This window comes from Nocardia brevicatena NBRC 12119 (assembly GCF_000308495.1).
Lineage (GTDB): Bacteria > Actinomycetota > Actinomycetes > Mycobacteriales > Mycobacteriaceae > Nocardia > Nocardia brevicatena.
Genome location: NZ_BAFU01000072.1, coordinates 1 through 16,262, shown reverse-complemented (window position 1 = coordinate 16,262; position 16,262 = coordinate 1). Strand labels below are relative to the sequence as shown.

Below are 16,262 nucleotides of genomic sequence, written 5' to 3'. Positions count from 1 at the left end.
GTCCCGGTCGACCGCGACGCCGATCTCCTGCTCGATTCGATATCGGTGTCGGCGTCCGGATACGCCGGAATGGATTGTTCGGCGAGGTCGGCCCCGGAACCTCGTCCACGACGCGGGGCGTGCTGCGATCGGCGCGGCGTCCTTATCCAGCACTTTCGAGCCGGTCCACCGCGTTGTCGGTGAGCCACCGCACCTCATCCTCGCTCATCGCGATTGCCGCGTACCCGACGCTGAGGTCGAGGCCACCAAGCCGCCCGTTGGCGATCACGAACAGTGACGGGCCGAACGCGTCGAGCGAAACGGCCCTGGTGACGTCCTCGAGCGTGTAGGCGCCGTAGCCGGCTTGAAGGCCGGACTCGCCCGCCGTGGTAACCGCAAGTCCGTCGATGCGCCGTTTGTTCCGGATCGTTGGGCCGACTTCGCGCCGATACACTTCCCATTCGGGAAGCTTCATGATCGAGGCGGACTCGTGGTCCTTGGCCAGCGCGGCGATCAGCTTGAACGAGGCGTCACGTGCGGTTGCCCAGAAGTCGTCGGTTATCGAGTGCTGGGTACGCAGGATGTCGACGTAGCAACCGTAGGTCTCGTGCGGCAGCGCGAGTTTACTGAGACGACGGAGGTCGACCGTGGTCAACACGGTCATGACGTCAAGCCCGTACCGCTCGCGTATGGCAAGCAGGAAGGCTGCCGTCAACGCACCGTGGAGCGTTGTTCTGTTGGCTTTGATGGCATCCTCGAGCGCTGCCGTTATGACGGGCTCGAGGTGACGCGCCAGTACGCGCGTTTCTTTCTTCGGGTCAGGTACCGTCTGCTTGGGCAGCCGAATGGCCGGCGTGTAGGTGGTCTTCTTGCCACTGTCGGACTTGTTGGGCAGTCCGGCCTCGATCGGCGGGGGCAGGGTGGTGTGGAGCGGCGGTTTCAGTTGCGCCATGGCCGGATCGGCGAGGAATTCGAGAAGCCGGTGAGCGAGCATGTTGGCGGACTGGGCGTCGAGCGTCGCGTGGTCGACGCAGATGACGATGTGGTTGAGGTCGGCGTCGGGCGACTGCCGCACCAGCGTTACCCGCAGGCGCGGATGATTGCCCTTCGGGATCAGTGCGCGGATGTCAGAGGTAAAAACCTTGCGCCAAGCGTCTGGGTCGGTGTCGTCGAGCACCTTCAACGGGATCTCCGTTGTGCCCTCGGTGTCGAACCAGGGCCGGCGGTAGAAGAAGGGCGGCAGGTGCCGCCAGACAACCTTGCCGTAGCGGATATGAGCGCGGAGGATAGGCTGCTGAGCCTGTAGCCAGGCGAGCGCACGCTTCACCAGCGCCGGATCGAGGCGGCCGCGTACATGCAGCACCTGTATGGCGATCATATGGTTGAGCAGTAGTTCCCGTTCGCCCAGCGGACGCGTTTCACCCAAACCGTCCTCCCATGGTTTTCGAGTACCAATTCGGATTGCGATGAAATTGGCCAGTATGCCGACTACATAAGGAACTCGAGTGATGAGCGATATCGAACAACCGATAATCGAGTATATCTCCGCCATGGTGGCCGAAACCGGCGGAGCGCCGGTCAAGCGCGAGACCCCTTTGCTCGAGGCCGGCCTGCTGGACTCGATCAAACTGGTAGAACTGCTGCGGTTCCTCGAGGAGCGATTCGAGATCAGCATCCCTGACACGGAGATACGGGCAGACCTGTTCGAATCGCCTGCGAACATAGCAGCCTATGTTTCGCAGCGAGCGGCTCCGCCCGACTAAAGTTCGCGCAGTCGCGCGCGGAGCACCTTGCCGGCCGGGCTCCGCGGCAGTGCGTCGATGAACGCGATCTCGGCCGGGACCTTCTGAACCGACAGCCTTTCGCGGGCATAGCGGATCAACTCATCGGCCGACACATCCGCCCCTTTGACGACAAACGCGATCAGCCGATTGCCGTTGCGCCGGTCCGGGAGACCCGCCACTGCGGCTTCGGCGACGGCGGGCAAGGTCATGAGCGTCTCCTCCACCTCGATAGGGTCGATCTTGTAGCCGGATACCTCGATCAGCAGCTTGCTGCGGCCACGGATGAAGATGCGACCTTCTTCATCGAGCGAGGCAAGATCGCCGGTCCTGAACCAGCCCTCATCGAACGCCTGAGCATTGGCCACGGCGTCGCCGAGATAGCCCCCCATGAGCGAGGATGATCTCAGTTCCATTTCGCCGACGGACGGTCCGAATTCGGTGTCGAACGGAACGATGCGGACCCTGGCGTCGCCCGCCGGCTTGCCCGCCGAGGCCCAGCTCGAATCGGGATCGGCGGAGTTATTGTGCGAGACCATGCTCGCCTCGGCCGAGCCGTAATCCTGACGAAGTGTGATACCGAGGCGCTCGCGCACCGCTTCGAAGGTCGGCCGCTTCAGTGCGACGCCGCCCGAGAAGGCCAGGCGCAGCCTGAGATCGAAACTGCCGGTCTGACCGGCGAGGATTTCGTACATTGCCGGAACGGCACCCATGACGGTGACGCGCTCGCGGACCATGGTGTCGAGCAGCTTCTTGCGCGAAAGCACCAGCGGCAGGGGATCGCTCCAGTAGAGCGTCGTCGCACCGCCGGCGACGGCATCCGTAGCGCCCAGTATGAAGCCCAACGAGAAGTTGCCCGGCAGAATGTTGAGGACGATATCGTCGGGCTGAAGGTCCCAGGCTGTGCTGGCTCGTTCACCGTCGGCGATGAGCTCGGCATGGGTGTGCGGCACCACCTTGGGCAACCCGGTCGAGCCGGACGAGAAGAGGTAGAGCGCCATTGTGTCGCCCGGCAGTTTCGGCAGCCGGGTGGTTGCGCTTCCTTCGGGCAAGGTACTCGTCAGCAACGAGGGAATGCCGGGGGCTGCATCCGTGATCAGCATCTCGGCAGCAGCGGCGAGACCGGGAGTCGAGACGACGGCCTTGGGTCCGGTCTTCTGGGCGAGCGTGGCGCGTTCGGATCGCGTGGCCGTCTCGCCCATCGGCATCGCGATGGCGCCGATGGCGAAGAGCGCGTAGGCGGTCACGAAAAGATCGGGTGAGTTCGGAATCAGCAGGGCAACGGGATCGCCGCTCTCGATGCCGCGTTCGATAAAGCCGGCGGCGAGTCGGTCGATCCGCTCGACCAAAGCGGCGTAGGGCGTAAATACTTCGCCCTGCCGCAATCCGCTGGTGATCGGTGCCTGAGCTGTCAGCGCTAGCAGATTGTCGTAGATCATCTCTACTCCGCGGGGTCCGCCCCCTCTGCCCGTAAGGATAGGAGTGGGATGCGGCATCTACAAGGTGTCGGCGATAACGCCTGTAGGTCGGGCGGAGAATGCCGGTATCGAACATCAAGGCTTCTGTCGGTTTCGGACCGAGCTTATCGTGGTTGCCATTGAACAGCCGGGTGCCGCCGAAAGGCCCGGATCACGCCGCAGCAGCAATGTTGGCGCTGACCGAGCGAGCTCACCGCGAGCGACAGCGAAAAGTTGACATATGTCCAAGGGTTTGGTGCCGGAATGATCACACGGAGCTTTGATCCGGGGATTCGGGGTTCGAGTCCCCCGGGCCTATCGATCATCACCGCCACCGATGGCAAACTGACGTGGTGTTTTTTCTCTTTCTACTGTCCACGGGGGCCTACGCTGCGGCCTGGATATGGGCCGTCAGCGCGCTACCCGAGCGGGCGCCCTTGCATTTCGGAGCCGATGGTGATGTGGACAGTTGGGGTACCCGGGCCGAGGTGCTGACCGGTTCGGCGCTGATCGGACTTGTCATGGCGGTCCTGCTCGCGGCGGTGGCGTGGTGGACGGTCCGGATATCGCTGTCCTCGCAGTGGGTGAATCTGCCGCATAAACAGTGGTGGACCGCCACTCCGGAACGAGAGGCGCGGGCACGGCGGATGCTTCGACAGGATCTGCACGCCGTTGGCGCCCTTGTCATGGGGTTGCTGACCGTGGTCGAGTTCTCGCTGGTCTGGGCCGCGGAACAGGCCGAGCCGAGGATGCCGGTGTTCGGCATCGCCGGGACCGTGGTAGCGGTCGTCGTGATACTCGGTCACGGTCTGTGGATGATGCTCCGGCGATACCGACCGGACGAGTCACCGACCGTGTGATCCGACCGGCCGGTGTCCCGGCTCAGTGTCCCCGGTATGTTCCGAAACTCCACTGGTTGCCTTCCGGGTCGGCCACGGTGAATCCGCGCGAGCCGTAGTCCTCGTCGCGAAGCCCGCGCACCGTTTCCGCGCCGGCCGCCGTGGCCCGTTCGTAGAGGGCGTCCGGGTCGCTGCAGACCACGTATACGGATTCGGCGCCGGGTTGGCGGCGGTCGGGCAGGCCGGTGGCCTTATCGGCCGTCCCGAACATGACGCCGCCGCCGAGTGGCCAACGCAGCTCACCGTGTTCGACCACCGACGGATCGTCGTCCCGGGCGTATACGGCGGTCAGTTCGAAACCGAATGCCTTGACCAGGAAGTCCGCGGTGCCGCGGGCATCGCGGAAGGCCAGGCAGGGCCAGACGGTCGGGGCGGGTGTCGTTTTCGTGGATGTTTCGTTCACTGCGGTCATGAACTCAGTGTCGCTCGCGGCCCCCGGCCGGGTCTTGTACGGATGGAAGCTCCTCGGCCAGCCAGGTCGTCGGGCTGCAGCCGGCGAGCTGGGCGAAGTCCCGGTTCAGATGCGGCTGGTCGTAGTAGCCGCAGGCCGCCGCGACCTGGGCGACGGAGACGAACGACGGGGTGTGCGACAGCATTCGTTTGGCGCGCTCGAACCGGGCGATCCGTGCCGCGAGCTTCGGGCTCAACCCGAATTCGACGCTGAACCGCCGGGTCAGGTGCTGCCGGCTCCAGCCGATGCGTTCGGCGAGCGGACCGACCGCCACCGCGCCGTCGGAGTCCACCACCGCCCGCCATGCCCAGGCGAGCTCGGGAGCGACCGTTCGCTCGGGGACCAGGAGTTGGGTCAGCACCCGGTCGCACGCGGCGAAGCGTTCGGGCCAGGAGCTGTGCTCGTGCAGTTCTTCCCACAGCTGTCGTCCTATCGGCCCGGCCACCTCGGCGAACTCGACCGAGGTGTTCCACAGTTCGCTCGCGGGCATACCGAACAGCGCGCGGCTGCCCAATGGGGTGAGTTCGATGCCGACGCCTTCTTGGATGCCGTGGTGGGCGATCAGCGCCGGGCCGTCCTGGAGTCCGCTCAGGACGCAGCGGTAGCTGTCCGGTCCCTGGCGGGTATCGGCCTGGGTCACCACATCGATGGACGGGCCGATGGCGACGATGAAGGTCATATGCCGGGAGGGAAGGCCGCGATGTAGCCCCGGTGCGAATCCGGACAGGTGGTAGCCCATGTACCGGTCGATGAAGGCGGCCAGTGGCGGCGCCGGTTGGGCCGCCACCGCCTGCGAGGTCGACTTCATAGCGTCACGCTACGCCGGCTCCCGGCCGGTTATCTTTCGGAATCCCGGACCGCCTTGAGAGAAGATAATAAATTACTCTCATGACGTCGCAAGTATAGGTCGCGACCGGAACCTGTGGGTGCGTATGCGATCGACCAGCGGGAAAACAGTGCTCGCACCGGATCCGGACTCCTTGCTGCGGCGCTACCTCGGAGACCGCCGCTTTCTGATCGTGCTCCCGCGAGCGGTGACGCTGCAGACCCTGCACCCCATGATCGCCGCATCCTTCACCGAGCACGTGTATACGGGTTAGCGGGCGCGCAAACAGCGTACGGTGGACCGGATGGTCCAGCACGAACGGGCCGGGGAACTCCTGGAGATCACCGAGCGCCCGGGCGACCGGACGGCCTTCGCGGTATACGCCGCCGGACTACGAGCGGGCCCGCGTGCGCTCGCAGGTAGGCGCGGCCCGGGCGCCGGCCGAGCCGAGCCGTCGCGCGCGTAGACTTCTATCCTCGTGAGTCTCACCCTCGGAATCGTCGGCCTGCCCAACGTCGGAAAGTCCACGCTGTTCAACGCGCTGACCCGCAACGACGTACTCGCCGCGAACTACCCGTTCGCGACCATCGAGCCGAACGTCGGGGTGGTCCCGCTGCCCGACCCCCGTCTGGACGAGCTCGCGGGGATCTTCGGCTCCGCCCGCATCGTGCCCGCCACGGTCTCGTTCGTCGATATCGCCGGCATCGTCAAGGGCGCCTCCGAAGGCGCCGGGCTCGGCAACAAATTCCTCGCCAACATCCGCGAAGCCGACGCCATCTGCCAGGTCGTCCGGGTTTTCTCCGACGACGATGTGGTACATGTGGACGGCCGGGTCGACCCGGCCGCCGATATCGAGATCATCGAAACCGAACTGATCCTCGCCGACCTGCAGACCCTGGAGAAGGCGGTGGTCCGCCTGGAGAAGGAAGCCAAGGTCAAAAAGGACCGCAAACCCGTCGCCGAGGCGGCCAAGAAGGCCCAGGAAATCCTCAACGAGGGCCGCACCCTTTTCGCCGCGGCCGGCGAGGTCGACACCGAACTGCTCAAAGAGCTGTCGCTGCTCACCACCAAACCGTTCCTCTACGTGTTCAACGCCGACGAAACCGTCCTCGGCGACGAGGCAAAGATCACCGAGCTCGAAGCCTCGGTCGCGCCCGCCGACGCGGTCTTCCTCGACGCCAAGGTGGAGGCCGAACTCCTCGAACTCGACGCCGAATCCGCGGCCGAGCTCCTGGAGTCCATCGGCCAGTCCGAGCCCGGTCTGCACGCTTTGGCTCGCGCCGGCTTCCACACGCTCGGCCTGCAAACCTATCTCACCGCCGGTCCGAAGGAAGCCCGCGCCTGGACCATCCACCAGGGCGATACCGCACCGAAGGCAGCCGGCGTCATCCACACCGACTTCGAGCGCGGCTTCATCAAGGCCGAAGTGGTTGCCTACGACGACCTGATCGAGGCCGGTTCCATGGCCGCGGCGAAGGCGGCGGGGAAGGTCCGGATGGAGGGCAAGGACTATGTTATGGCCGACGGCGACGTAGTCGGGTTCAGGTTTAGCATTTGATCGTTCATCTGTCCGGCGGAAAGCGCCTTGATCGGGTGGTTAGATCCGGCTTACCATCGGATTTCGGCTGGGCGGACCTTACGTGCCGTATGGGATCTTGCGTCCCCGAGCTCTCTGGGAGTGCCTGCCTTCGCGGCGCGCGGTGGGGTCCGGGGCGACGCCTTGTGCGCAGCCGTCCAGACTGCGGATACCGGATGTGGAGCGGCGGCTGAGGGAAGCCACCCCGCCGCTGCACGGTCCACCCGGTCTCGGCCGGCGCCTCATCGACCACACCTAGCCCGGTCCGATCGGTCAACCGGCCCGCTGCATCCACCTGCGCCACGAACCGGCACCGTATCTTGAAAACAACTGCCGCACAGCAACTCTCATAACACAGCATACAAGCGCCGACTACATACATCGACCTGGGCAAACAGCCAAAGTTAATGGCATTGACACGAACCTTGGGGAGACTCACGATCCGAGGTGCGGCCATCAGCGGCAAGGTTCTGGTAGCAAACATCTTCTTTCTGTATGCTCGCCCTCTCGATACACTGGCCGGTGGATCCGGGTCGAGGCGGTACAGATTATTGTGATCAGTAGACAAGTGATCGAAGCGATATCCGCTGCTCGAGAAAAATTGAATGGGGCTATCAAAAAGGTCGGCAATGTCCTATCGGAAGGAATCAAGGGGCCCAGCGGCGGTGCAAAAGAATCAGCTCGAATTCTCGATCACGAGGACGCTCGCAACCGGCACCTTGAAGACGGGTTCGATTTCGATGGAGACGGACCACGGGCTGCCGGTTCTTCGGAATTAGGTCACATTGTTCATGGCCGTGATCTGACCGATGATCTCGATTATCATGAGCTGCACAACTTGACCATCTACGGGGCTCCGGGCGATTTTCAGGGTGATGGGGGGCTACTGCATATCGTCCAACGACAAGGATTCGATGGCCCGCCAAAGGTAGTCGGGCCGGAGGGTATCCGCGAGGTGGTCGCCGCAGGTGGCATCGAGTTGTTCCGAGGGGTTCAGATCGATTCTCATATTACGGAGTTCAAGTCGGGTCGATTCTTTCCGGGACTAGGAGTATTCGGCAATGGAACCTACGCATCGAGAGATAGATCCGTGGCATCGGACTATGCGGGGCCGGGTGGAATACTCCGGATGGCGCTGCGACCCGATGCTCGAATAATATCCTACTCGAAGCTGTGTTCTAAGCAACAAAAAGCGTTGAGAGCCATCGACAGAGAATTGCGGAGCCTGGGCAAGTTTCCACAGGATAGCGAAGTAGTCAGAAGGACAGAGGAATTAAAAGTGCGCAAAAAAGTACTGGGGGACGAGGGGCGGTTTGCCGCTGTCACAGGCGAGTGTGACGCCTACTATGTCCGTAGCGTGGGGGACTGGGTAATTCTGAACCGCACGGCTGTAGTAGTCGAACGGTAAGAGGTCGTCTCATATGGACGGAAGTGGTTACGCCGTACGGCGTGGTGGATGATGGATGCTCTGGCTCGTCGTCTGCGATAGCCGGCAGTATTCAACGAACTTACCGGCACTTGCCCGATGTGGGCTCAGAATAATGGCTTGTTCGGCCAATCCGTGCCGCGGATAACCAGCCGGACAGCGGGGACGGTGACAACCAGGACAGCGCCGGTCACGGGGCGGATAACCGGCTACACACGGTGAGCATACCGCCATCGGCGGTATGCTTATGTGCATGGCTGGACGGAAGACATCGGTATCGTTCGATGATGAGACTTGATGAGACTCTGGAGATCCTCGCGCGTCGTGCGGCGGAGGTGAACCTGGACCGCTCCGCGTACCTGGCTCAGTGGGTCCCCCGTGACGACCTGCGGCGCCGAATCGCAGCCGACAGTGCCACCCTGAACGCCGCCGGGTACACCCCTGACCGTGCGTCCGCGCTGACCGCGAGCCTGATCGCGCAGCGTCGAACCGTTAGCTGATGGCCTCACCCCGATTCGGCGAGGTGAGGAACGCCCGGTCCGGTTCGGTCCTGCCCGGTGGGATGCTGTGTCTGATCGTCAGTTCCGACGACTACCACCGCATCCGGCGCCAGTACATCATTGTCGAGGTGGTCAGCGAACTGTTATCCGGCGATGCCATCATCTGTGATCTCGGGCCTGTCGGCGCTGCCCTCACCGGCGCTCCGTTCACCGTCGGCTCGGGGCCGGCGCACCGGGAGTTTCGCCGGAAACAGGTCGCTCGGGGTGAGCACGACTGGGTACACGCATGGACCGACGAGCGGTCATTCCATCTCGCGTGCGGTCCGGAAAACCTGACCGAGTCACTCATGCTGTTCCGCGCCTGGACAAGTGATAGCCGGGAGTAGGGGCATCCGCAGGTTGCGGGCAGAGGTTATTTGGCTTCGGAACGCTGGTCGGGTCCCGAGCAGTGGCTTCTACGGGCGCCCGCGACAGATCAGGCGACGACCTGGTTCAGGCTGGTGGCGGTGATCAGTCGGTGAACGAAAGCTAGATGCTATGCGATATCATTTCATGGATCGAATTGATATCGTGGATGAGGGGGTGAGCTGAGGAGGGATGACTAATGGCCAGGACTGTCATCGATCTGGACGAGGAGATCGTCGAGCAGGCGATGCGGGTATACGGGGTGACGACCAAGGCGGCGGCAGTACGGGCGGCGATGGAGGAGGGGGTGAAGCTGCGGCTACGTCGGGAGCTCTTCGACGCCATCGACGAGGGTGAGTTCGAGGACGCGTTCGCGGAGATCCGGTCACAGACCGGGCCGCGAAAGCCGGACGGCTCCCTCGAGCGTGGAAAGGGAGCCTCGGTGGCGTGAAGGGGCGCTACCTGATCGACAAGTCTGCGCTGGCCCGCCGGAGCACGCCCGCAGTGCGGCAGCGACTGGATGTGCTGGACCACGCGGGGCTCCTCGCGGTGTGTGCCCCGACCGAGTATGAGGTGCTGTACTCGGCGCGCGGCAAGCCCGAGGCGCTGCGCCTGCGTACCCTGCTCCGCGGTTTCGACTACCTGCCCTGTAATGACGAGGAATTCGAGCGCGCGCTTGAGATCCAGGGGCTGGCATTGAACGCCGGTTTTCACCGGGCACTGTCGCTGGCCGACGTCCTTATCGCGGCAACGGCCGAGCGGCACCGGGCCACGGTTCTGCACTACGACGGCGACTTCGACATGATCTCCTCGGTGAGCGGGTTACAAGCCGAATGGGTCGTCGAACCCGGCACCGCCGACTGAGCGACGTCGACCGAGTCGTTCCGCATGTCCACAGCGGCACGAAGCATGGATCCGCAGCTCCTCGAGCGTGCCGGAGCGCTGACGGGCGAGCGGTCGAACGAGCCGTCCTCGACCTCGCGTTGCGCCGGCTCATCCCCCTCGAAGCAGAAGGGCGCGACGATCCGCGGTATCGCAGGACTGACCGACCTCGATAATGAGCTCGGCGCATCAACGCTCTCTCGGAGCAAGTCCTAGTACTCGTCGTCGGCTCCGCCATCGTGAACGATACGACCGTGCTTGCCGTGGACCACGACTTCGAGACACCGCGAGGGTATCCGACCTGGAGTGCGAGTACATCGCACCTTCGCCATGACATTGCTTGGTGCCGGAACGCGGTGGAATTCAGGTTCAACGTCTAGTCGAGTTCCGATTCAACGTCCGATAGCGCGGTCCGCCCGCGAGCAGGAGTCCCCGGCACGAATGGGTGGTCTCCTGACGCCGTTGGCTATATAATCAGTTATATAGCCAACGTAAGGGGTAAATAATGGCGATTACCAGCGTCGACCTGGATCCGCGGCTGATCGAGCGTGCCAGGGCGCTCACGGGCGAGCGATCGAACCGAGCCGTTCTTGACCTCGCGTTGCGCAGGCTCATCGCCTCGAAGCAGAAGGGCGCGATGATCGACGGCATCGCAGGGCTGACCGACCTCGAGAGCGAGCTCGGCGCGCCGGTGGTCTCTCCGAGCGAGTCCGAGTCTGCGTGACCGACTACCTGGTCGACAATTCGGTCTGGGCAAGGCTGGCCACTGGAGACGCGGGCATCACTGCGCGGCTGCGGCGCATCGAGCGAGCGCCGGCCGACCTATTCGTCACCTGCCCGCCGCAGGTGCTCGAGTTCTGCCACAGCGCCCGGACGCCCGAGAAGTACGCACACTACCGAGAACAGATTTCCCTCGGATTCCCGCTTGAGCACGCGCCCGACGAATCGCTCGTGCTCGATATTCAGGCAGCACTGTGGAATGCGGGGCTCGTCCGTGCGGCCGGCTCGCTCGACATCCTCATCGCCGGCTACGCCATCGTCAACGATGCGACGGTGCTTGCCGCGGACCACGACTTCGAGCACATCGCGAGGGTATCCGACCTGCAGTGCGAGTACATCGCACCTTCGCCATGACGTTGCTTGGTGCCGGAATGTGGTCGAGTACCGCTTCAACGTCTGAGCCTGCTGTTCGCGGACTGCTCGATAGGGATAGGGGTGGCCACCTCGTCGAGGAGTCCGGTGTTCGGGCGATACCGACCATCGAAGTGCTCAACTGTCCTCGACTCGACAGTCGTTCCCACGTCCGGGAACATCCGATAATCGACATGTGGCGACGGTGTCTGCCCGGGTGAAAGCGAGGCGTCGATGAGCACCAAGGGCACCAAGCGGCTGGGCGATTTGAAGGAGCTTCCGCCTTGCGCGCCACCGGGACTGAAAGCTCTGTTCACCCTGGCCGAGGGGGTTATCCAAACCCAGATCGACAAGCTGGGGTCGGGAAAGCCGTCCGAGGCCCCTGATCTGCACAAGTTGCTGCGCGATAAGGGGATCGCTCAACCCGAGGACCAATCGATAATGATCGAGCGATATACCGAGCACCAAAAGGGGGTAGAGAAGGTCATATCGGGTATTCATCGCAAGGACGATGGCATCGTCAAGAGGACCGCCGGGATCGGCAAGGCTGTGACGAATGCCTACGATGCCATCGACACCTCGGTGGGGGAACTCAACGAGAAGATAACCGCCTCCTACGGTGCGTTGCAGCCCGTGATCGATCCGAAGACCTGCCGGCCGGTGAAGGACGAGCAAGGCCATATCAAGAAGATGATGCCGAAAGACATAGTCGACGGTCTGTTCGAAGGTGTCTGGGATACGTTGAACACGACATACACCCAGGTCAGCAGTGTTTCCGACCGGGTAGCGGCCGAGGCGATCAAAATCCGCGAGGACGAGCCGAAATTTACCCCCACACATAATAACAACGGCGGCGGCATTCAACCGGTGTCGTACTCGCCCTCGGAGTACAGCGGAAACACCCCGTGGACCCCCGTCTCGGATACGACGGGCACCGCGATAATTCCCACCGGAGACATACCCACCGCCAAGGCCATGATGGAGTACCTCATCAAGGAACACCATTTCACCCCGGCGCAGGCAGCGGGGATCGTCGCCAACGCGAAGTTCGAGTCAGGTTTCAAGGTCGGGGCAACAGGTGACGGAGAAACGGCCCGCGGCCTGTTCCAATGGCGTTTCGACCGGCAGGATAATCTCCTGGCTTACGCGAAAAAGCCAGGCGAGAGTCTCGGCGACTGGAGGACTCACGTCGATTACATGGTCGATGAACTGAACCACAGCAAAGACCCAAAAATTATGCAGGGCAGACAGCTTGTCTACGCGACCAAGGACGATCCCCGCGCGGTGGCGGAGTACTTCGACCGGTATTACGAGAAAAGCTCCGGAAGCACGATCGAGAAGCGGCGCAGTTACGCAGCCGGCCTTCTGGAGGAGTGGAACCAGTCCCAGACGGCTCTCGCCGTCTGAAGCCGGATATGTTAGCGCGCACCGAGGACCGCACCAGTGGCATCTGCTCTGTACCGACGGCGACCGACCGGCGCCGTGGGAAACCCGGCCACAACGGTGCCCAGGTACGTTTTCGCTTCCACGCCCAGGTCGCGGCCTCGGCCGCGGATATGGGCCAGGCCCGGGATCGTCAGTGGTCCACGTAGGGCGCCCACAGGAATTTCAGTGCCCACGGCGCGAACAGGATTCCGGTGGCGCTGATCTCGATCAGCGAGAAACCGGATTCGCGGAGCACCACGGGCAGCGCCTGGGTGAAGAACCCGTACGGCAGTCCCTGCGCGAAATAGAGCGCGGTCAACAGAACCAGAGTCCCGGCGGGGATCATGCCGGGCCGAGCCATGGTTCTCATGCGGCCATCCTGGCAGACCCTCGGAAACCCCGCCGCCGACGGCTGGGGTGAGAAGCGGCGTCGTGGACCGAGCGGGATTCCCGGCAATCGATGGCGGGCCGCCGGCATGGAGCTGCCGATGGCCGGCAGCCCGTCGCGACGTCGACACGGCATTCCGTGAGAACGGCCGGGGCGGCTCAGGACCGGTGTGGCGTCCGGGTGCCGGCAACGCTCGTTCGGCCGACAGTGCTCGACGGCCAGGCCCTGTCGTCCACGGCGAGCCATGGCTCGCCGACCGCCGATGTGAGGGGCGCGCCGGTGAAGCCGCGGACGTCGCGGTAGAGATGGGACTGGTCCGCGTAACCGCTGTCGGCTGCCACGTGCGCAGGCGAATGCCCCCGGACCAGCCGATGCACGGCATGGTCGAAACGAACCAGCATGGCGGCGCGTTTGGGTGTCAGGCCGATCTGGGTGCCGAAACGCGACCACAGCCGTTGGCGGCTCCACCCGAGTCGAGCGGCGAGGTGCCCGACTCGGAGCCGACCCCGGCCGACGGTGATTTGGCGCCATGCCCAGGCAATCTCCGGGTCGACCCGGAGGTCGTCTCGGAACCGCGCCGACAGCATCGCATCCACCAGTGCGAATCGTTCCTGCCAGCTGTGCGTATCGTGTAGGCGCTCACGCAGCCGCGTTACGTCGCGGCCCCAAAGGTCCTCGAGACCGACGATTTCCTCGCCCAACTCGGCAAGCGGACATCCGAGGATGGTGTTCGCGACGACCGGCGACAGGCGCACCTGGACACACTCGATGGCTTCGACGCGCACCGGGGCCGCGCTGCCGGTGAGACCGAGAGCCAGGCTGCCCGAGTGCTTTCGGCCTGTCGAGTCGCGGACATCGAAGCAACGGTCACCGAACTCGACGATGACCGTGACGGCCGGGTGGGGGATGGCGCGCAGCTGCTCCGGGCCGTCACCGTGAATACGGAATCCGGCCATATCGACTCCGCGCAGTGCGGGTGTCCGCGATGGTCGCGCGATCTCCCAGGCCACGCACCGATTGTATGGGTATCGCATATCGGCCGCGGACGCCGACATTTCTTCAAGACATATCTCATGGTCGCCCGGCAAGGTGGTGTCATCGCAGATCGACCGAAGGAGGACCCATGGTTGCGACCGGCGCCGACGCAATATCGAGTCGGCGGCGACACATCGGGCGGATAATCGTCGGTGTGTTGGCCGCCCTGATCGTGGGCGGCACGACAGGTGTCTCGACCGCCACGCCGAACGATTCCCAGGAGCGCATGGTGCATCTTCCGGACGGAGACATCCACGTTGTCTCCAGCGGTGCACCCAACACACGCGCGCTGGTGCTGTTGCACGGGTTGGCCGGATCGACCGCATGGTGGGACCCGGTGATGCCCGCATTGCGAAATAGGTACGTGGTGCGGATCGACCTGCTCGGTCACGGCAAATCGGATAAACCGGACAGTGGTTACGGTATGGCCGAACAGGCGCGCCGAGTCGGGGCCGTACTAGACCGACTCGGCGTGCGCCACGCGATAGTCGTCGGGCACTCCACCGGCGGCTACGTGGCCACCTCACTGGCCGAACAGCGCCAGGACCTGGTGACAGCGGTGGCGCTGGTCGACACCGGTCCCCGGTCGGACGCATTCACCGACAACGGGCCGGTCGGCAATGTGTTGATGATCCCGGCGATAGGACAACCCCTGTGGCCGCTGCTGCCCGACGCCGCCATTCGGAGCTCCCTGAGCACCGCGTTCGCCCGCGAGATCCAAGTTCCCGAGCAGATCGTCACCGACGTCCGAGGCATGACATATCGCAGCCTCACCGCGACATCGGACGCATCGGATACCTACCTGCGGGAACGGCCCGTACCGGACCGACTCGCCGACCTCGGCCTGCCCGTCATGGTGCTCTACGGCTCCCGGGATCGGCGATGGCAGCCGGCCTCCTTCCAGGACTACCGCCGAGTCCCACACGTTCGGATCGAGACCCTCGACTGTGGCCACACGCCGATGATCGAGGAGCCGGACACCACCGGCACCCTCATCCGCGACTTCGCCGAACATCACTGAATACACGCGAAGGAAGGACGCCTGGGCGAGGGGAGGGGCGCCCATGCCCGATGGCGGCCATGGGCGCGACCCCAGGCGGTCCAGGAAATCACGGAATCCTTCACCGCTCTCCTCGTCCGGCAGGGGCTGCCCCGGATGGAGGCCGAGGTGCCGGCACATCACCGACTCCGGCGCCTCACCTCCGCTGACCTGATTCAGCGGCACAGGGCGGTTTCACGCTGCATATGTGACAGCTTCTCGGGGTTGCGTACGGCGTAGACGCCGGTGAGGAGACCGTCGTCGATGCGCAGCGCCATGACCGTGTCGATTTCGCCGTCGGATCGGAGAATCAGCGCGGGATAGCCGTTGACGTGGGCCGGCTGCAGCGACATGGTCGCGATCGTGCTCAGGCCGGCGGCCAGTATGCGGGCCACCTTGTCGGCTCCGGCGACGGGCCGCAGCACCGCCTGTTTGATTCCGCCACCGTCACCCAGGAAGACGACATCCGGGGCGAGGATATCGAGCAGCTCCCGCATATCGCCGGTCTCGACCGCCCGTTGGAACGCCTCGAGCGCGCCTCGGGTCTCGGCCTGGGAGACCACTCCGCGCGGTCGGCGTGCGGCGACATGGGTTCGGGCCCGGTGAGCGATCTGGCGGACCGCGGCCGGGGTTTTGCCGACGGCTTCGGCGATCTCGTCGTAGGGCAGATCGAACACCTCGCGGAGCACGAACACCGCCCGCTCCGTCGGGGCGAGCGTCTCCAGCACCAGCAGCATCGCCATCGAGACGTTCTCGGCCAGTTCGACGTCCTCGGCCACGTCGGGTGTGGTCAGCAGCGGTTCGGGTAGCCAGGGGCCGACGTAGGACTCCTTGCGGCGGCCGAGCGTACGCAGCCGGCCCAGTGCCTGGCGGGTGGCGATCCGGACCAGGTATGCGCGCTGGTCCCGCACGGTGTCGAGGTCGACGTCGCTCCACCGCAACCAGGTCTCCTGCAGGACATCCTCGGCGTCGGCGGCCGAGCCGAGCATCTCGTAGGCGACGGTGAACAGTAGGTTGCGGTGGGTGACGAATGCCTCGGTGGCGAGGTCGGGGCGGCGGTCC

General features: G+C 64.3%; 20 protein-coding genes and 1 pseudogene. 14 read left to right on the top strand and 7 right to left on the bottom strand.

The window, feature by feature from the left end:
• Window positions 1–142 precede the first annotated feature (142 nt).
• Window positions 143–1,405 (bottom strand): hypothetical protein, encoded by a 1,263-nt coding sequence (locus ON20_RS20790; protein WP_040837871.1) that lies wholly within the window; start codon window positions 1,403–1,405, stop codon window positions 143–145.
• Window positions 1,406–1,487: 82 nt separating this feature from the next.
• Here ON20_RS20790 and ON20_RS20785 point away from each other — a divergent pair, with 82 nt between their 5' ends.
• On the top strand, window positions 1,488–1,742 hold the full coding sequence (locus tag ON20_RS20785; protein ID WP_051162965.1) for an acyl carrier protein: 255 nt from the start codon (window positions 1,488–1,490) through the stop codon (window positions 1,740–1,742).
• On the opposite strand, the gene ON20_RS20780 is transcribed toward ON20_RS20785, so the two are convergent.
• Window positions 1,739–3,199: a class I adenylate-forming enzyme family protein gene (locus tag ON20_RS20780; RefSeq protein WP_040837869.1), complete on the bottom strand. Its 1,461-nt coding sequence runs from the start codon at window positions 3,197–3,199 to the stop codon at window positions 1,739–1,741. The two genes, ON20_RS20785 and ON20_RS20780, sit on opposite strands and share 4 nt — an antisense overlap.
• Before the next feature lie 371 nt (window positions 3,200–3,570).
• Here ON20_RS20780 and ON20_RS33330 point away from each other — a divergent pair, with 371 nt between their 5' ends.
• Window positions 3,571–4,077: a DUF1648 domain-containing protein gene (locus ON20_RS33330; RefSeq protein WP_157228927.1), complete on the top strand. Its 507-nt coding sequence runs from the start codon at window positions 3,571–3,573 to the stop codon at window positions 4,075–4,077.
• A 22-nt stretch (window positions 4,078–4,099) separates the two neighbouring features.
• Here ON20_RS33330 and ON20_RS20770 read toward each other — a convergent pair whose 3' ends face one another.
• Both ON20_RS20770 and ON20_RS20765 read right to left on the bottom strand, forming a co-directional pair.
• Complete coding sequence (locus ON20_RS20770) at window positions 4,100–4,528, bottom strand: VOC family protein (RefSeq protein ID WP_040837867.1); 429 nt, start codon at window positions 4,526–4,528, stop codon at window positions 4,100–4,102.
• A 4-nt stretch (window positions 4,529–4,532) separates the two neighbouring features.
• A complete protein-coding gene (locus ON20_RS20765) occupies window positions 4,533–5,375 on the bottom strand; it encodes an AraC family transcriptional regulator (RefSeq protein ID WP_040837866.1) in 843 nt (280 codons plus the stop codon).
• 118 nt (window positions 5,376–5,493) lie between these two features.
• Between ON20_RS20765 and ON20_RS36620 the strand changes: the two genes are divergently transcribed.
• The 11 genes from ON20_RS36620 to ON20_RS20720 all read left to right on the top strand — a co-directional run bounded on the left by ON20_RS36620 (window position 5,494) and on the right by ON20_RS20720 (window position 12,720).
• Entirely contained in the window at window positions 5,494–5,667 is a 174-nt protein-coding gene (locus tag ON20_RS36620) for a hypothetical protein (protein WP_157228926.1), read from the top strand.
• 30 nt (window positions 5,668–5,697) lie between these two features.
• Window positions 5,698–5,859, top strand: coding sequence for a hypothetical protein (locus ON20_RS36615; protein WP_157228925.1), 162 nt, complete (start codon window positions 5,698–5,700; stop codon window positions 5,857–5,859).
• Window positions 5,860–5,871: 12 nt separating this feature from the next.
• Window positions 5,872–6,951, top strand: coding sequence for a redox-regulated ATPase YchF (ychF, locus tag ON20_RS20760; RefSeq protein ID WP_040837865.1), 1,080 nt, complete (start codon window positions 5,872–5,874; stop codon window positions 6,949–6,951).
• Window positions 6,952–7,537: 586 nt separating this feature from the next.
• Entirely contained in the window at window positions 7,538–8,377 is an 840-nt protein-coding gene (locus tag ON20_RS36610) for a hypothetical protein (protein ID WP_157228924.1), read from the top strand.
• 302 nt (window positions 8,378–8,679) lie between these two features.
• On the top strand, window positions 8,680–8,895 hold the full coding sequence (locus ON20_RS20755) for a hypothetical protein (RefSeq protein WP_040837864.1): 216 nt from the start codon (window positions 8,680–8,682) through the stop codon (window positions 8,893–8,895).
• Window positions 8,895–9,281, top strand: coding sequence for an Imm53 family immunity protein (locus ON20_RS20750; protein ID WP_040837863.1), 387 nt, complete (start codon window positions 8,895–8,897; stop codon window positions 9,279–9,281). The genes ON20_RS20755 and ON20_RS20750 overlap by 1 nt, the downstream gene beginning before the upstream one ends.
• Window positions 9,282–9,499: 218 nt before the next feature.
• Window positions 9,500–9,751 carry a type II toxin-antitoxin system VapB family antitoxin gene (locus ON20_RS20745; protein WP_040837861.1) on the top strand — a complete coding sequence of 84 codons (252 nt, stop codon included), beginning with the start codon at window positions 9,500–9,502 and terminating at the stop codon, window positions 9,749–9,751.
• Window positions 9,748–10,164 (top strand): PIN domain nuclease, encoded by a 417-nt coding sequence (locus tag ON20_RS20740; protein ID WP_040837859.1) that lies wholly within the window; start codon window positions 9,748–9,750, stop codon window positions 10,162–10,164. The genes ON20_RS20745 and ON20_RS20740 overlap by 4 nt, the downstream gene beginning before the upstream one ends.
• 523 nt (window positions 10,165–10,687) lie before the next feature.
• Window positions 10,688–10,906, top strand: a complete 219-nt coding sequence (locus ON20_RS20730; protein ID WP_040837858.1) for a type II toxin-antitoxin system VapB family antitoxin — start codon at window positions 10,688–10,690, stop codon at window positions 10,904–10,906.
• Complete coding sequence (locus ON20_RS20725) at window positions 10,903–11,316, top strand: PIN domain-containing protein (protein ID WP_040837857.1); 414 nt, start codon at window positions 10,903–10,905, stop codon at window positions 11,314–11,316. The genes ON20_RS20730 and ON20_RS20725 overlap by 4 nt, the downstream gene beginning before the upstream one ends.
• Window positions 11,317–11,547: 231 nt before the next feature.
• Window positions 11,548–12,720: a phage tail tip lysozyme gene (locus ON20_RS20720; RefSeq protein WP_040837855.1), complete on the top strand. Its 1,173-nt coding sequence runs from the start codon at window positions 11,548–11,550 to the stop codon at window positions 12,718–12,720.
• Between the two features lie 175 nt (window positions 12,721–12,895).
• On the opposite strand, the pseudogene ON20_RS20715 reads toward ON20_RS20720, so the two are convergent.
• A pseudogene (locus ON20_RS20715) lies at window positions 12,896–13,108 on the bottom strand (MFS transporter); the annotation flags it as partial.
• 176 nt (window positions 13,109–13,284) lie between these two features.
• A complete protein-coding gene (locus ON20_RS20710; protein WP_218002579.1) occupies window positions 13,285–14,136 on the bottom strand; it encodes an AraC family transcriptional regulator in 852 nt (283 codons plus the stop codon).
• 113 nt (window positions 14,137–14,249) lie between these two features.
• On the opposite strand from ON20_RS20710, the gene ON20_RS20705 reads away from it, so the two are divergent.
• Window positions 14,250–15,182, top strand: a complete 933-nt coding sequence (locus tag ON20_RS20705) for an alpha/beta fold hydrolase (protein WP_083865106.1) — start codon at window positions 14,250–14,252, stop codon at window positions 15,180–15,182.
• A 194-nt stretch (window positions 15,183–15,376) separates the two neighbouring features.
• Here the strand turns inward: ON20_RS20705 and ON20_RS20700 are convergent.
• A partial coding sequence (locus tag ON20_RS20700; RefSeq protein WP_040837852.1) for an RNA polymerase sigma-70 factor occupies window positions 15,377–16,262 on the bottom strand: 886 nt, incomplete at its 5' end.

Bases quoted from the DNA above. Each gene is read 5' to 3' on its own strand.
- ON20_RS20785 (WP_051162965.1), top strand. From the start codon at position 1,488: ATGAGCGATATCGAACAACCGATAATCGAGTATATCTCCGCCATGGTG.
- ON20_RS20780 (WP_040837869.1), bottom strand. From the start codon at position 3,199: ATGATCTACGACAATCTGCTAGCGCTGACAGCTCAGGCACCGATCACC.
- ON20_RS20770 (WP_040837867.1), bottom strand. From the start codon at position 4,528: ATGACCGCAGTGAACGAAACATCCACGAAAACGACACCCGCCCCGACC.
- ON20_RS20765 (WP_040837866.1), bottom strand. From the start codon at position 5,375: ATGAAGTCGACCTCGCAGGCGGTGGCGGCCCAACCGGCGCCGCCACTG.
- ON20_RS36615 (WP_157228925.1), top strand. From the start codon at position 5,698: ATGGTCCAGCACGAACGGGCCGGGGAACTCCTGGAGATCACCGAGCGC.
- ON20_RS20755 (WP_040837864.1), top strand. From the start codon at position 8,680: ATGATGAGACTTGATGAGACTCTGGAGATCCTCGCGCGTCGTGCGGCG.
- ON20_RS20750 (WP_040837863.1), top strand. From the start codon at position 8,895: ATGGCCTCACCCCGATTCGGCGAGGTGAGGAACGCCCGGTCCGGTTCG.
- ON20_RS20745 (WP_040837861.1), top strand. From the start codon at position 9,500: ATGGCCAGGACTGTCATCGATCTGGACGAGGAGATCGTCGAGCAGGCG.
- ON20_RS20730 (WP_040837858.1), top strand. From the start codon at position 10,688: ATGGCGATTACCAGCGTCGACCTGGATCCGCGGCTGATCGAGCGTGCC.
- ON20_RS20720 (WP_040837855.1), top strand. From the start codon at position 11,548: ATGAGCACCAAGGGCACCAAGCGGCTGGGCGATTTGAAGGAGCTTCCG.
- ON20_RS20705 (WP_083865106.1), top strand. From the start codon at position 14,250: ATGGTTGCGACCGGCGCCGACGCAATATCGAGTCGGCGGCGACACATC.